Genomic DNA, 18,586 nt, shown 5'->3' on the forward strand with positions numbered 1-18,586 from the left:
TATATGATTCAGAATGAAGAGCTATATTTAATTCCTCTTTCGGCTAAAACAGAAGATATATTGAAGGAAAGAGCATTAGGGTTATTGGAATGGATGTACCGAAATGATGAAGATATAGACATGGGAAACGTTGCTTTTACCTTAGCCATAGGTCGTGAACATTTTAATGTACGACACTTTTTTGTTGTGAATGATAAGCGAGATTTGATCGAAAAACTCAAAGAATTCACAGAAGGCGACTTCAGAATAGAAAAGCCGGATGCTAAGATAAACTCTTTAGAAAATCATACATTCAAAGAAGAAAACTCGCTTGAATTAGAATTAAACTTAGCTATTCAAAATCAAAAATGCTTTAGTTTTCGAGAAAAAATGATGTTGTTAGAACTGGGGAAAGCCTATGTGGAAGGTGTGAACATAAAGTGGAATCAATTATATGAAAATGCTCAACTTAGAAGAACGCCTTTGCCCACCTATCCCTTTGCCAGAGAAAAGGTGTCTACAGCTTTAATGAAGAATGTGGTTGATACAAAAGATAACTTTAAAAACACCTATTTCACCTCAGAATGGGTGAGTTCGGCTCTTGACTTGAGTATAGCAGGGTTCAAGCGAGATCAAGCAAACACAGTTCTCATATTGAATTCGGGTGGAAATCTATTTACAGCGTTAACGAAGCGACTACAAGTTAGTGGAACACACTACATTTCCGTAGGGGCTGGAAGCGAATTTCGTAAAATAGACGACCATTCATTTTTATTGAATCCGACAAGTCTCGAACACTACGAAACATTGCTTAGCGAATTAAAAGGAATGAGTATCAGCTCATTTAAATCAATTTGTATTGAGGATCATAATGGGGAAGATATAGCATTGCCTGTTTGGGGAGGGCAAGCTTTATTTGTGTTTAGTAAAGCTTGTATGCAAAACGAAGAGATTAAAACCCAGCGTCTTTTATATGTATATAAAGAAACTAGTGTATCAGCAGCAATAGGGTCCTTTTGCAGAACCATTCATCAAGAACATCCAGATTACTTTTACTCTACTTTGGGAATATCTTTTGATTCAACAGAAAATGACTTAGCAAGTATTCAAATCGAAAACGAAATTTATAATTTTGAGAATTACGAAGTGAAATATATAAATGGGAAAAGGTATGTTAAACGTTATACATCTGTCGTACCCAAAATGATACATAACCCTTTTAGAAATGAAGGTACTTATTTGATTACTGGCGGGTTAGGTGGATTGGGGAAGATATTAGCTAAGCACTTAGCCGAAAAATATAGAGCCCAATTAATCCTCTTGGGACGCTCCGCATTAACTCCAGAGAAAATGGATGAAGTCCGTAAATTAAGAGATTTGGGCTCAGAAGTTCTTTATGTGCAAGTGGATCTATGCATGGAAGCTGAAGTTGCAACAGCGATTAAAGAAGCAAAGAAAAAGTTCGGCAACATAGACGGCGTATTTCATGCTTCTGGTATTTACCGCAATGGATTTATCCTACGAAAATCGATCGGTGACTTTGAAGATGTGACGGCTCCTAAAATATCCGGTGTCCTGCATTTAGACAAAGCATTAAAGAATGAGAAACTTCAATTTTTTATGTCATTTTCGTCTATAGCAGCCTCTTTTGGGAAGGTAGGGCAGTCTGATTACTCGTATGCTAACGGGTTTCTAGACTCTTTTTCGCTATGCCGTCAGAAATTGGTTGATTCTGGAGAGCGTTATGGGACTACCGTTTCTGTAAATTGGCCTTTCTGGGAAGACGGCTGCATGCAGATTTCTGAAGCGGAAAAGTTGGAGATGAAAAACAATGGTGGAATTCTTCCTTTACGCTCTGAGGCCGGAATAGAAGCCTTGATGGCTGCCTTACAAGGTGAGTATGTTCAATTAATGGTTTTGTATGGTTTGGAAGAACAAATTCTCAATTTTGTTGCCCAACGTTCTATTATACAGGCTCCTCATATAATTACATTGAAAAATGATGGTGAGAATTCAATACCCGTGTTCTCTAAAAACTCTAATAATCAAGAAGAAAACAAGTCGGATTCTCAAGAATTATTGTTGTCCACAGAGAACTGGATAACAAAGATGATCGCTGAAAAAACAGGTTTCTCTGAAGAGAAAATTCATCCGGAGATTCTTTTTGAAGAATATGGTATAGATTCGATTGTTATCAATCAATTCAATGCAACAATCGAGAAAAAAATGCCTTCACTCCCTAAAACATTGTTGTTTGAATATCAGAATATTAGAGAGTTATCGAAATATATTCTAGAATTTCACAGTGAACGCTTGATAAAAGTCCTACAAGAAGAAAACTTATTAAATCCTAAAAAGAGAAATAAAATTAACATTTTAAATGATGAGCTTGAGCCCCCAATGATCGAAAATTCAGTACAAAATGATGTTCAAGATAGCAATTTTATACGTAGACATACAAGAGATAAAGTTTCGAATGAATCATCAAATGAGATGGAAATTGCCATTATAGGGATGAGTGGACGTTATCCGCAGGCTAATAACCTAGAAGAGTTTTGGCAGAACTTAAAATCCGGCAGAGATTGTATTACAGAAGTGCCTTTAAGTCGTTGGGATGCTGAAAAATATTATGATTCTAATCCGTCAAAATCTTCTGAAGGGAGTATATATTGCAAATGGGGAGGTTTTATCGAAGACGTCGATAAATTTGATCCTCTTTTTTTCAATATTTCTCCTAAAGAAGCTGAAATGATGGATCCGCAAGAACGAATATTTCTAGAAACTGTATGGACTCTATTTGAAGATGCAGGATACACAAAGAAAGATTTGAATAGATATATCAAACGCGAAATGAGTCCAGAGGTAGGAGTGTTTGTAGGGTCAACAACTACTTCATACAACTTACTAGGAAATCGGACAGATGAATTCAATGAGGTTGTAGTTCCTAGTGCGATGCCTTGGTCGATAGCTAATCGGGTGTCTTACATTTTCAATTTTAGTGGACCGAGCATGCCTGTGGATACAGCTTGCTCTTCATCGTTAACGGCTATACACCTAGCTTGCGAGGCTCTACGCAGGAAAGAATGTCTGATAGCAGTCGCAGGTGGGGTAAACGTTTATTTAGAACCCTCAAAATATTTAAAAATGTGTCAACTTCGGATGTTGAGTTCGGATGGGAAATGCCGAAGTTTTGGTGTAGGAGCGGAAGGTTTCGTCCCTGGAGAAGGCGTAGGGGCGATTTTGCTGAAACCATTAACGAAGGCCATTGAGGATGGGGATCATATCCATGGCGTTATCAAATCGAGTTCTATCAACCATGGGGGCCGAACAAGTGGATATACAGTTCCTAATCTCAATGCTCAGGCCGTTCTTATTACGGATGCTCTCAAAAAAAGCGGAGTTGATCCAAGAACTATTGGCTATATTGAGGCTCATGGGACAGGTACAGCACTTGGGGATCCAATTGAATTCGCAGGTTTGACTAAGGCATATCGTGAGTTCACACTTGATACCGAATTTTGTGCAGTAGGATCCGTAAAAACAAACATTGGACACTTGGAATCAGCAGCTGGGATTGCAGGTGTAACTAAAATTCTTCTTCAAATGAAGAATAAGCTGTTAGTTCCTTCTTTACATGCAGAGACTTTAAATCCTAACTTGGACTTAAATGCCTCCCCTTTTTATATTCAACGACAATCAGAAGAATGGTTTTCTAATGAATCAGGGCATGGAGCAGAGAGACACGCACTACCAAGAAGAGCCGCAGTTAGTTCTTTTGGTGCAGGTGGGGTAAATGTTCATTTGATTCTCGAAGAATTCGTTCTACAAAAAAAACTACAGAGCCAGAGAGCAGAAAAAGAATTGATTGTGATATCTGCTAGAAATAAAGAAGCTCTCAAGCGTTACATCAAGCAATGGATTTCATTTTTAAACAAACCGGTTGGTCTGGTGGAAGGGAGTAATCTTGTTTTTACACAAGAGAATTCCAGCCGTTTGTCTAATTTACGAGCAAGTATTGAGGAGAATGTCCTTGAAAAAAAATGGCTTTCTAAGCAAGAGATCATTCACTATCAAGAGGGCCAGTCCAATCTTCTAAAATCAGTGGCGATACACCTACTTTATCAATTACAGAAGGCAGGATTGTTCACTGATTCAAGTAATAGTATGAGCTTAAATGACATTTATGCTTCTCTTGGTGTTTTAGAAGATTACAAGCGACTTGTATATAGTCTCTTAGAGTTTCTCCAAGAGGGTTTATGGATCAAAAAGGAAAACTCCTTATATACGACTTTAACGCCAGAACTGGATTTTTATTTGATGGAATTCCAAGCTAATGACTATATGCCTCATTTATCCGAATTTTGTGAAGCCTATCCGGAGCTGAAAGGCTGGGCTGTATTAGTGCATACTTGTTTATCACATTTAACAGGAGTATTAAATGGAGATCTAAAGTATACAGATATACTATTTCCGAATAATAGCATGGAAATGGTGGAGCAAGTCTATAAAGGTGGAAAGGTAACTGATTATTATAACCATCTTGTTGCAGAAGCTGTGAAAAAAATAGTTCAAGAAAATCAGAAAACTGGCTCAAACCGAACATTAAAGATTTTAGAGATAGGAGCAGGTACAGGTGGCACAAGTAAGTTCGTTATGGAAATGGCTAAGAAACACAATCTAAATATTCAATATTTCTATACAGACATATCTGTTGGTTTTACGCAGTACGGCAAGCTTACTTATGGATCTTCGATTGTACCAGAAGTATATTATAAAACACTCAATATAGAAGAAGAGCCTTCTAAACAAGGGTTTCAGCCTGGCAGTATGGATGTCATAATTGCAACCAATGCTATTCATGCAACGAAGTTAATAAGAAATACATTGAAAAACATAAATTCTTTGCTCGCACCAGGTGGTACCTTTATTTTAAATGAAGTCACCAAAAAACTTGACTATGCAACTTTATCTTTTGGACTTACCAGTGGATGGTGGTTATATGATGAAAATGACGGAAGAATACCAAATTCTCCTTTGATTAATGAAGAAGGGTGGGCAGAGATTTTAAAAAGCTCCGGGTTGGAAGATTTCCAATCGATCGGACTCCCAGAGCCATACTTATCGCTGTCTGACCAACATGTAATGATAGTCAGAAAAAAAGGGATTTCAGCAAATAAACTGACGTGGAATCCTTCTCAATTAAAAAACATCGCTTATACTCTCCAAATGGGGCGTGAGGAGATGGATGAGCGGCTCGCAATAATAGTTAGCGATGTACAAGAATTAAGCGATAAATTACACATGTGTCTTGAAGAGAACTCTACAGAGGAATCTGTGTTTTCTGGAAACGTGAAAGAGCAAGGGAGCCTGTCGAAATTATTTATGAATGGAAAGGAAGGGGACGAATTTTTGCGTATTCTTATACGTGAAAAGGGATGGGACAAGCTAGCCCAATTATGGGTTAGTGGTGTCCCAATAAACTGGAGTTTGTTATATTCAGGGGATTCACGGCCTGAGAAGGTTTCCATCCCAACTTATCCATTTGAAAAGAAAAGATATTGGCTCCCTGAGAACCATATAACAGGGGTTAATAAACAAAGTTTAAGGGCAGTAGCTACTCGGGAAGCAACGACGTCTCCTACTTTAGGGAATACAGTGCTTTACTGCAATAAATGGAAGCCAATCATGAAGATTGATGAACATTATGATGGGTTCACAGAGGGTGACTTGCTGATATTCAGTAACAGCCTAGAGCAAAGCTTGGAGATCAAGAAAAGGATCCGACAAAGCGATCAGGGAGCTCGAATCATTGTGGTCACTCCAGGTTCGAGATATCAAAGGCTAGATAAATATCACTTTGAAATTAATATAGAAGAAGAACGACACTACGAGCAGTTGTATGGTGATTTAAAGCAAGATGAAATAGATTTGATTTACATCATGCATCTGTGGTCCATGAACGATACTATCGAGCGGAAACGTTCTTATGACGTGCATCAGAACGTTGAACGAGGATTCTATTCAAATCTGTGGTTCTTGAAGCAATGGAGCAGCGATGCTAAAAAAAATGCACTCAAAGTTATTTACGTATACCCTCATTCATCTCAGATAGACTACCCAGAGTATTCTGCTATGCGCGGCTTCATGCAGAGCTTATGTGTTGAACAGCCTTTACTTTCTGGTAGTATGATCGGAATTTCTGAGGACTCATTTACGGATCGGTTTTATGATTACTTACTTGGGAAATTGAATAAAGATCGTAGTGTAATGGAAGAAGAAATCATCGAGAATGGTGAACTGTATGTAAAGCAATGGATAGAGGTAGAAAGAAATGAATTACTGGCTGAAGAAAATGTTTCTATTCGGAAGCATGGTAATTATTTAATTACGGGAGGAGCTGGGAAGATTGGTCTGTATTTTGCTAAACGCATTGCTGAGGCTGGAGCAGGCCACATTACCTTATTGGGACGCTCTTCGTTAAACGAGGAACAAAAAAATGTAATACGAAAAATCGCACAGGAAAATGACTGTGAATTACAGTATGAAATCGTTGACGTTAGTTCAGAAGGTGATATCACTCGCGCTATCAAAGGAATGAAAGAGAATTTAGGGAGAATCAATGGTGTCATTCATGCAGCAGGAATGATTGAAGATCAATTGATTTCTAAAAAGCGAAAACATCAGGTCGAAAACGTCATAGGCGCTAAAGTGTTAGGAACGATTTTCTTAGATGAAGCCTTGAAAAAGGAAGCCCTCGACTTTTTCGTTCTATTTTCTTCTTTAGCCGCAGTGTTAGGGAATGCAGGACAGGTAGATTATGCTTTTGGAAACTCTTTTATGGATCATTTTGCTCATCGCCGGGCACATCAGGTAGAAATTGGAGAACGTTGTGGGAAATCGTTATCTCTTCAATGGCCTGAATGGTCGGATGGTGGGATGCGGATGAACACGGAAATGGCTAAGTGGTTCAAAGTGACGTTGGGTCTGCATCCAATGTCTAATGGAAATGGATGGCATATATTCAACAAGATGCTTGCATCATCTTATACTGAAATTGCGGTATTCACAGGAGAAACTGCTAAGATAAGAAAGTATATGATGAAGCATCGAGATGAAAATTCTGTGGCGATCGACTTAGAAACAAGTACGAAGAGAGAAACTTTGTTGGAAGTTAAAAAGCAAATTTCTGAATTGGTAAGTAGTCTTTTGAAGATTGAAGAAGAAGTAAACCCAAGTTACGATTTCGGATATTATGGCTTCGATTCTAATTCATTTATTAGGCTTAGTAGTTTGTTGAGCGAAAGTTATGGATTGAGAATCCTTCCAGCTCTTTTATATGAGTATTCATCTATTGACCGTATGGCAGATTATATTATTAGAGAGGGAGGTCAGCACGTTCAACCAATCGTTAAAGATCAAACATCACGTTTAACTCATGTGAATAAATCTGAAGAAGATCAGCATAAATCCTCCTACTCTCTTACCCCTCCTCAAACAGAAAATAAGTCTGTTAAAAGTGAGGATATTGCTATCGTAGGGATAAGCGGAATATTTCCGGAGTCAAATGACATAAATCAATTTTGGTCGTCTTTGATCGAAGGGAATGATTTAATCAGCAAAATTCCCGGAAATCGTTGGGATTGGGACTCTTATTTTGAGAACGATCCTGAAAAAATAGAAGCAAATTGTATTGAGTGGGGGGGGTTCATAAAGGACGAAGATAAATTCGATTCTTTGTTCTTTAATATATCACCACGTGAGGCTGAATACATGGATCCTCAACAGCGTATATTCCTAGAAACAGTATGGAAAGCGATCGAAGATTCAGGTTATCGGGCAGATGAATTATCGGGCAAAAGAATTGGAATGTTTGTTGGGGTATCAGGAAGCGATTATCACGACCTGATTCAAAAGAGAGGCATTTCTTCCATTTCTCATTCTGCGACCGGCACAGCACAGTCTATCTTAGCAAACCGTATTTCTTTCTTATTGAATTTTAAGGGACCAAGTGAACCTGTGGATACTGCATGCTCAAGCTCTCTGGTAGCGATCAAGCGAGCTGTGGATGCTATACGCTATGATGGTTGTGAAATGGCTATTGCAGGCGCAGTGAATCTGCTGTTAGATCCTGATCTATACCTTTCTCTAAACAAAGCGGGCATGCTCTCAAAAGACGGTAAATGTAAGACTTTTGACAAAAGTGCAAATGGTTATGTACGGGGTGAAGGTGCAGCTGCACTTGTGTTGAAACCTATGACTAAAGCTGTTGCCGATGGAGACCAAGTTTATGCAGTTATTAAAGGCATTCAGATTAATCATGGAGGTCATGCACAATCCTTAACGGCTCCCAATCCTTCTGCTCAAGCTGAAGTAATTGAACTTGCTTGGACAGAGGCGGGACTTGACCCCTCGACCGCTTCATATATCGAAACACATGGAACTGGGACTAAGCTAGGTGATCCTATAGAGATTTCTGCACTAAAAGAAGCTTTCCAACGTCTGTATAGAAAATGGGACAAACCTTTCCCTGGGAACGTCAACTGTGGATTAGGTTCAGTGAAAACAAATACTGGACATCTAGAGGCAGCAGCTGGAATTGCTAGTATAGTGAAAGTTATTATGTCTATGAAGCATAAAAAGATACCCGCAAATCTACATTTTAAAGACAAGAATCCTTATATCGAACTGGAAGATAGTCCTTTCTTTATTGTTTCGGAAAATACGAATTGGAGCACTGATGTTGACGATGAGGGAAAAGAACTTCCTCTTCGTGCTGGCATCAGTTCTTTTGGTTTTGGCGGAGTTAATGCTCACATGGTATTAGAGTCCTATCCTTCTCAAACTGCTTCAGATCACGATTCAGTTCGAGGAGCCCAAGTAATTGTGCTGTCTGCTAAGAATAAAGAAAGATTAAAGCAATATGCCGAACATTTAAACAATTTTCTAGAACCAGAAATTGATAATGAACGAACGTTGGTGGATGGTTTTAATCTAAACATTGATGAAATTGTGTATAAAATATCTGACTTGATTAAAGTAGATGCCTCTCATATTGATGTAGAAGAAAACATTAATTTACTTGGTATAGACTCTCTCCATTTCGGACTTTTATTGAATGATTTGAACGAGAGTTACAACATGAGCTGGAACAGCAAACAGTTTGTTGAATTTCCTTCTATCAAAAATCTATTTGAGAAAATATGTGAACAGAATGAGTTCAAAATAGCGGAAGCGATTGAACCGGAAAATGTTCCTCTTACGCTTGAATCGATAGCCTTTACTCTTCAATTTGGAAGAACGCACATGGAAGAGCGGCTGGCCGTTATCGTGAATTCAATTGCTGAACTGAAAAGCAAACTTCAAGACTTTTTGGATGGTAAAGCAGCAACAAATGTTTATCAAGGCCATGTAGGAAAAGCAGCTGAGAACTCAGTGATACAGAGCACGCAAAACAAAAACAATATTCGCGAGTTAACTGAACTGCAAAAGTTATCGCAAAAATGGGTAGTTGGAGAAACTGTTAACTGGGATCTTCTCTACGAAAAAAATAAACGACCTTCTAGAATTTCTTTACCAACATATCCTTTTGCCAAAGAACGTCATTGGATTTTGCCGTCTCCTATACAAAAGGTATCTGGTAGGAAGTTTGATTCCGATGATTCCCATGCGAGACGTTCAATTATATTTCAGAAGAAATGGGAAGAGTCAGCACATCAACAGCATAGGGGTACAGTTACTAACCCAGGAGAAAAAGATAAGTCATTGATCCTTTTTAATCATGAAACAAAGCAAATTGCAGAAAGAATCGGATTAAGGCGGAAAGCTGTAATGTTGGAAGTGCAAGACTCAGATATGTCTACTATTGAATATTCTTTCTCTAAAATAAGTTCCCAATATGCTGAGTTCAAAGAACTTATCGATCTCTCAGACCTAAACCCGAAGAACGATTCTAACTGCGCTATGCCTATTCATAAAATTGCTGTCCTACAACAAATAGTTAAGAAGCTTATGAAAAAGGGAGGAGTAGCCCTACACCTTACAAACAATCTCCAAAGTTTCGAGTTGGATGCTAACGAAATTATGCTGTCTGGTGCTCATTTGGCCGGCCTTTATAAAATGCTTGGCTCGGAATATCGTAAAATTCATTCTAAAACGATTGATGTAGATCGATATTCTATGGATGTAGATTCTCTGTGTGAAATTATTGAACAAGAAGTTCAATTCAGTGATGAGTTTAGTGAAGTATGTTATCGAAATAAGATTCGTTACATACCACAATTAAAGAAAATCGAAAGTAAGATGCCTTTAGACCAAATCAGATTTTCTGAACAAGAAGTATATGTTGTCACAGGGGGGACTCGTGGAATTGGCGCCGAAGTCGCTAAGTTTCTTGTTGAGAATGGTGCAAGGAAAATTGTGCTCATGGGTATTACGGATATCCCTCAAAAAGCAGAATGGCCAGCGCTACTGGAATGTCAAGATTCATCTAAACGAATTGAACGAGAAAAAGTTCGCTTGTTGACTTATTTGGAGAAGAGAGAAGTTGAAGTTTGGACTTATATAGGACAACTTACAGACGAAGTACATTTAAATCAATTTTTCAAAGATGTTCGTAATAAAATGGGCAAGGTTGCTGGTGTAGTTCACTGTGCAGGTACACGCAATGATAACCATTCAGCGTTTATCAATAAGTCCATAAGTGACATGCAAAGCGTTTTTGAACCCAAAGTTGAAGCTCTAAACGTATTGCATTCTATTTTTTCAAATGACGATTTGAATTTCTTTGTTCTTTTTTCTTCTATATCTGTATCTATACCAAGTCTTGCTGCGGCCTCTAGTGATTATGTAATAGCTAATAATTATATGGATCATTTCGCTGCTCTCCAACGCAACAAAGGAAATGGATATTATATTTCACTTGCATGGCCAAGCTGGAAAGAGGTAGGCATGGGCGAAGTCAAAACATCCATTTACGAAAGCAGTGGATTAGTTTCTCATACAACGCTTGAAGGCATGTCCTTATTCAAGCAAGCTCTATTGGAAATAGAGACTGATCCGTTGCTGCTCCCTTGTGTAGTAGATGAAAACAAACTTGAAATTGATAAAATTCTTCACTCAAATAAAACCAGCAAAGAGATATACAACAACGAAAAGAAGTACTTTGAAGGTAAGGAAAACGTTAGCTCAGAACAAACCGATAAAATTCAGAGTATAAAGAATCAATTGAAAAAACTGTTTGCAGAAGAATTAAGGATAAATCAATCACAATTTGATGACGATCAAAATTTTTCTAATTATGGTGTTGACTCTATTCTGCTTGCCGATCTAGTTAAAAAGGCAGAGAATACTTTTTCTCGGAACTTAGATCCTTCACTATTCCTACAGTATCCAACGTTTAAGGAATTAAGTGCTTACCTAAGTGAGGGCTCGGAACTAAAAGTGAAAGAATTGAGTTTTGATGAAAAGAGCTCAGAAGACCCAAGATCAGATCATTTAAATAAACAGCAAGATAATAAAATCGCTGTTATCGGAATAGGATGTCAATTTCCACAGTCTCCAGATAAAGATACCTTTTGGAAAAACATTTTGGAAGGCAAGGATTGTATCACTGAAGTTCCGAGAGAACGTTGGGATACAGAGGCACTTTTTTCGACACGTCAACAAAGTGGAAAAAGTATAAGCAAATGGGGTGGTTTTATAGAAGGGATTGAATATTTTGATCCTGCCTATTTCAATATTCGTGAAGAGCTTGCTCCACACATTGACCCTACCATTCGCAAATTTCTCGAAGTTTCCGACCAAGCTCTGAGTGACGCTGGTTACGAAAGTAAAGACCTTGCTGATTCACGGGTGGGTGTATATGTTGGTTCTAGGATGAGCAATACTTACTCTGAACGGATTAAAAATACTTTACCCGATACTATCGTTGGGACCGGACAGAATTTTATTGCAGCTCACATTGCTCACTTTTTCAATTTCAAAGGACCCAATCTGGTCGTAGATACAGCTTGCTCATCTTCTTTAACCAGCATACATTTAGCTTGTCAAGGCTTGCTTTCAGACGAAGCTGATTTGGCTATAGCTGGGGGAGTAGATATTTTATTAGATGAAAAACCCTATATTATTTTGAGTCAGGGCAGAGCACTGTCTCCAGACGGAAGATGCCATACGTTTGATGAGAAGGCGAATGGTTTCGTGCCTGGTGAAGGAAGCGGTGCAGTGTTATTGAAACCGTTGAAAAATGCGGTAATCGATGGCGATCATATTTACGCGGTGATCGACGCGAGTGCTTTAAACAATGATGGTCGTACTATGGGCATGACAACGCCTAACCCTGAAGCGCAAATATTGGTTATCGAAGAAGCTTTGAAAAAAGGAAAAGTTTCGCCCGATACGGTAAGCTACATCGAAGCTCATGGCACTGGAACAATGATTGGTGACCCAATCGAACTGCAGGCATTAAATAGAGTTTTTCAAAAACATACGAATCGTATTCAATATTGTGGAGTTGGAAGCGTTAAAACTAACATAGGACACTTACTAAGTGCAGCTGGAATTGCGAGCTTCATCAAAACAGTATTATGTGTACATGAAGGGATTTTAGCTCCGACTCTACACTGTCAGACGCCTAACCCGAGATTCCAGTTCGATCAGTCGCCTTTTTATCCTGTAACTGAAAAGCAGAAGTGGCATGGGATTGAAGGTAAAAAAAGAGCAGGTATTAGTTCCTTCGGATTTGGGGGGACCAACGTCCACATCATTGTCAGTGACTATCATTCTACTCATTCAAGTGAGCGTTCATCTTTGTATAAAAAAGAATTTGATAGAAAAAAATATTGGTTGGAACCTATAAGCAGCGCAGATGAAACTAAACCTGACAAAATCGATGGACATTCCAAACATGAATCTCTTGAATTTTTGCGGATTGTTGATGAAGGTAATGAAGAACAAGGGGCGAGATAAACAAGCTAAACATGATATTTATTAGTCATACGAAAGGAGCGAGGAAATTGGACTACCATAAATGTAGTATTATAGTGAAAAATGAAGATCTCATCGTTAAGCATCATCATGTTCATCAGATTCCGATGATGCCGGGAGTAACGTTTTTAGATATTATTTATCGTTTTTTAATTTCTAAAGGTTACCCCGCCAATGAATTGGATATTCGCAATATTCTATTTCTAGAACCCGTAACGACTGGAGAACACTTCGATAAGAAAATAGAGATTACCTTTGAACCTCAACCAGGTGCACGCTGGCGTGTAGAAGCAACAAGTAAAAAAATAATAATGGGAGAACTCTCAGAGCCAGAAAAAACGGTGAATCTGCAGTGTGACGTTTATGTTAAGCCGGTTGAACTTTCTCGCAAAGCAATAACGCCTGCGGAATGGAAGGAAACGGCAGAGTGCATTAACGATCTAGAAGATACGTATGAGGTCATACGTAAATCTAAAATTCATCACCTGGATTTCATGAAGTTAAAGGGGCAAACGTGCGAATCAAAAGATTATATATTTGCTGAGGTTCAGTTAAGCGATATAGCCGATACTTATCTTGATTCTTTTTATTTGCATCCTGCCTACCTTGACGGAGCTACATGTATGCTTGGAATTTTAATGGCTTCATACATGCAGAATGGATCAGAAGAAGCAAGGCCGTTTATACCCATGTATATAAGTTCATTTTGTTCGATGGAGTCGTTAGGAGATAAAGCATATTTTTTAGTGAATAAGAATTCTTTTGAATTTTCAGCAACACAAGATATTATTTACGTGGATATTGAATTATATAACGCTGAAGGCATCCAAGTTGCTCTTTACAAAAAGCTGGGGGCGAAATGCGTTCGATCAAAAAGCTTACTAGATAGTGAGCGTAAAGTCTTGCAGGCTAACTTAGAAAATGAAGTTGTTTTAACGGAATTTGTAGGCGAAGATAAATATTCAATCGAACAACATTTGCAAAATATTGTTGCCAACCTATTGCAAGTAGAGCGGTCAACAATTGATTTAAATCATGGGTTTTATGACCAAGGACTTGATTCCAAAGATTTGTTGAATATTGTGTCAGAGTTGGAGCAAAAGCTCGAAGTAACGTTGTATCCTACCCTACTCTTTGAATATTCTAATATTAAAAGCCTTGCTACTTACTTAGAAAAGAATTATGAAGATAAGATTTTTATGCTAGAAGAATCTTATTCAGCAGGGGCCATTACATCAAGTTCAATCCTCAAAAGTGAAGAATATAAAGTGCACGAAGCGGCCATGTACAATACAAGCTGGTCATTGGATTCAGGAACCACATACACGAAAGAAATAACCAAACTGAATATAATTGTTTTTGAAAAAAGCTCTGAATATTCAAACTTGCTTCCCCAACAGAATCATAGCGTGGTTAGCATTCAACAAGGTGAAAAATATCAACAAGTCGATGAACACACCTTTATCATTAATCCGGCGTCTTCTTTAGACTACCGCACTGTTTTTGACACTTTAAGTGACGCAGGCTGGGAGCCAGATTCAATATGGTACCTTTGGGCTTCAGAACATTTCAAAGACCCAGAATTTTCTGAGATTTTAAAAAATTGCGTAAATCCTGTACTCTTACTTTCCCAAACTTTACAACAGAAACGGATTGAGACTCTGACGATCTTTGGAATTGAAGAAGGTCAGGAAAAGTCCTTGCTTCTCCCACAAGCTCTGAGTGCTATGACGTCCGTTATCCACTTAGAAGAACCAAAACTAAAGTTTAAGATGGTACATTTCACTTCGGAGATAACCGCTTGGCAACGGGTCAACATTTTTTTGAAGGAGTTAAGTATTAGTAGCTTGGGTCATCAAGACATTCTCTATAAAAAACAAAAACGATACATCAAAGTTTTGAGTAGGACTTCTAAGAAAAAAAATTACGATCCATTCTTGAAAAATGGAAGTACCTACTTGATTGTTGGTGGCGCAGGTGGCCTAGGTTATCTTTTTGCTGAAAAATGGGCAGCCTCTCATAAGATAAATCTCGTTTTAACTGGAAGAAGTCCGTTAAATGAACACATACAAGATCAAATTAAGAAGTTAGAAAAGCTAGGTGCAGAAGTCGCTTATGTTCAGTGTAATATCGCTCATAAAGATGAAATAGAAGAACTTGTTCTTTATGCAAAAAAAAGATTTGGCTCAATTGACGGAGTTATAAATGCAGCAGGTATTTTGAAGGATCAATTAGCAAGAAGTAAAGATATCAATAGTTTTTCTGAGGTTTGTGCACCAAAAATAGCGGGAACAATCTATTTAGATGAACTGCTTCAAAACGACCCTTTGGAGTTTTTTGTTATGTTTTCTTCAGTAACTTCGACTTTGGGTAATATCGGACAAATAGATTACGCATATGCTAATCGCTTTATGGATCACTATGCAGAATATCGGAATCGGTTGAGGCAACAAGGGAAACGATCTGGAAGTAGTGTTTCTATTAGTTGGCCTTTATGGGAATCTGGCAATATGAATACGACCGCTCGCAATCATGAATTAATGACCAGACAAGGTATGGCTCCATTGAAAGCTAAAGACGGATTTGAGATTTTCGAAGAACTAGCCTCTGTTGATTATGCACATGTGCTTGTCTTGAATGGAGACCAAGAAAAAATTGAAACGCAAATGAAGTATCCAATTAAGCCTTATCAAGAAGAGAAACACGTTTCTGATGGATCTCCTCAGACAATATATGAGAATCAAGACATTGCAGTTATTGGGCTAGCAGGCCGCTATCCTAAATCTAAGAATATTTCTGAGTTTTGGGAAAGGATTTCACAGGGAGAAGACTGTATAACAGAGATTCCATTCGAGCGGTGGGATTATAGAGCGGACTTTAATGAAGATCGTCAGCATATAGGTGGTAATTATTGCAAATGGGGCGGATTTATCGACGACATTGATAAATTTGATGCTCTTTTTTTTAATATAAGTCCTAAAGAGGCAGAACTAATGGACCCGCAGGAAAGAGTGTTTTTAGAAACCGCTTGGCATGCCATTGAAGACGCGGGCTATACGAAAAAAAGAATGCGAAACCATAAAGTAGGGGTATTTGTGGGTTCGATGTGGTCTCAGTATCAACATTATATAGGAAAAGATAAAAATGGGTGTTTGTATCCCACTTCTGTCTTTGCGGCTATAGCAAACCGGCTTTCTTATTTCATGGATTTTACCGGGCCTAGTATGGCTGTAGATACCATGTGTTCCTCCTCGCTGACTGCAATACACTTAGCTTGTGAGAGTTTATTGCGTAAAGAGTCCGATATGGCTGTGGCAGGTGGAGTGAATTTAACTTTGCATCCCAAAAAATATCTCATCCTCAGTCAGGGACAATTTATGTCTAGTGACGGTAAATGCCACAGCTTCGGAGAAGGTGGAGATGGATACGTGCCAGGAGAGGGAGTAGGAGCTATCCTGCTAAAGCCGCTCGAAAAGGCAATATCAGATGGGGATCCTATATACGGAATCATAAAGGGAAGTTCTTTGAACCACGTGGGTAAAAGTGGAGGCTATCATGTTCCTACCCCTCAATCACAAGCTCAGGTTATCGGAGAAGCATTGGCTGATTCAGGAATAAATCCGAGAACCATCAGTTATATTGAAGCGCATGGTACAGGCACGGCCTTAGGAGATCCTATTGAGTTTTTAGGTTTGGAGAAAGCTTTTTCACCCTATCGTGAAGAGGGATTTTCATGTTCGATTGGTTCAGTCAAGTCCAATATAGGGCATTTAGAAGCAGCGGCCGGCATAGCGGCAGTAACTAAGGTTTTACTTCAAATGAAACATAAACAGCTAGTGCCTTCACTTCTTCATTCTGAGCAATTAAATAGTAAAGTTAACTTTAAGAATAGCTCTTTCTATGTTCAAAAAGAATTATCAGATTGGAACGTCGCTTCAGAGTCTTTTCTGAGAAGAGCAGGAGTGAGTTCATTCGGTGCAGGAGGTGCTAACGCTCATTTAATCATTGAAGAATACGCAGATGATTGGCAACCTAGAGCTGCCCTTTTACAGCCAGTTCTTTTCATTCTTTCTGCTCGAAATGAAGAGCGGTTAAAAGAATATGCAAAGAGTGTAAGGCTATTTTTAGAGCGAAAAGAAATTCGTGAGGATCAATGGTCGAGTTTTATTCACACCTTTCAATATGGAAGAGAAGAAATGGACGAGAGGTTGGCAATTGTAGTACAGAATCAAAATGAGCTCATCCAATTGTTGTTACAATACGAGCAAGGTGAAGCCAATGAAAAGATGTCTTGGGGGAACAAGTTCACACATTCACTTGCTAAACCTTCGAGCGTAAACACGCAAGATGCTATTCCACAAAAGAACTTATTAGCAATAGCAAATGATTGGGTACAAGGCAGTGAGTTTCAAGAAACCGATCGGCCCGGGCTAAAGTTCATTTCTGTGCCAGGATATCCTTTTGAACGAAAAAGACATTGGATTGAGGAGGAACAAACAAAGGGAAGGCGGCATGATATTCAAATGATTCATCCGCTTATTCATCAGAATATATCTACTTTAAAAGAACATAAATATAACTCTCAATTTACTGGAAAAGAGTTTTATTTTGAGCAGCATAAGGTTGCTGGAAAAAAAGTTCTTCCAGGAGCGATTTTTATAGAAATGATAAGAGCTGCTGGAGAATCTGCGATAGAAAGCAAAGTGGCAAAGATCAGTCATATGGTATGGGAGAACTCACTGGAGAGTCCAAATGAAGTTGTTGATGTGGAAACAATCATTTATCCACAAGAAGACAGTTGGGATTTTCAAATTCGTTCTAAGCCACATGGGCCTACTCACAATAGCCAAGTTTATGCCTCTGGGAAGATAAAGCACCAAAAGACATCCAATCAAAACGTAAAGTATGATGGTGAGGAAATAAAAAAAAGGTGCCCAGATATCTTTCTAGGTCAAGATATATATCCTTATTTTGAGGAAATAGGAATATCTTACGGTGTTGATATGAGACCTATCACACATCTTTATATTGGGGAGTCAGAGGTACTAGCTCGATTGGAATTGAACAATCTTGACACCGGATCCTATACCCTGCATCCTTCTATTCTTGATGGCGCTTTACAAGCAGTAGCAGGAGTTATAGGAATCAAAAACAAGAAAAAAGGTAGACATCTACTTCCTTATGGAGTAGACGAAATTGAAATCTACGGTGCTACTCCAACCGTATGTTTTGCTTTTGTAAAAACTCATAGCGATACCAAGCAACTATTAAAGTGCGACATCGTTATATTCGATAATGAAGGCAACAATCTACTTACGATGCATAATGTTTCTTTTCGTGATTATGTAAGACCATTGAACAAGCAAGGAAGTCTTGAGAATACTTCATTGCCATCTGAATTGCTCTTAGACCTGTTAATAAAAGTGCAAAAGAATGAATGTAGTGTTGAAAGCGCTGATAAATTAATGGAGGAAATTTATGAATTCGATGAGTAGAAAGAACATTCTTACGTTATTGTCTTCAGGTGCTATTACTTTAGAAGAAGCTTACAGTCAACTTCAAGCGTCTGTTAAGCCGTTATCCGACGAAGCGAAGCATGAACCTAGCGATGTTATCGACAAGAACA

The 18,586-nt window shown here is 38.4% G+C and carries 2 protein-coding genes; both read left to right on the forward strand.

The window, feature by feature from the left end; all coding sequences use genetic code 11:
- The first annotated feature begins 3 nt into the window (after nucleotides 1–3).
- A complete protein-coding gene (locus tag WKI47_RS24510) occupies nucleotides 4–12,942 on the forward strand; it encodes an SDR family NAD(P)-dependent oxidoreductase (protein ID WP_340229831.1) in 12,939 nt (4,312 codons plus the stop codon).
- Between the two features lie 47 nt (nucleotides 12,943–12,989).
- On the forward strand, nucleotides 12,990–18,455 hold the full coding sequence (locus WKI47_RS24515) for an SDR family NAD(P)-dependent oxidoreductase (RefSeq protein WP_340229832.1): 5,466 nt from the start codon (nucleotides 12,990–12,992) through the stop codon (nucleotides 18,453–18,455).
- The last annotated feature ends 131 nt before the right edge of the window (nucleotides 18,456–18,586 follow it).

The organism is Saccharibacillus sacchari (assembly GCF_037722395.1).
GTDB lineage: Bacteria > Bacillota > Bacilli > Paenibacillales > Paenibacillaceae > Saccharibacillus > Saccharibacillus sacchari_A.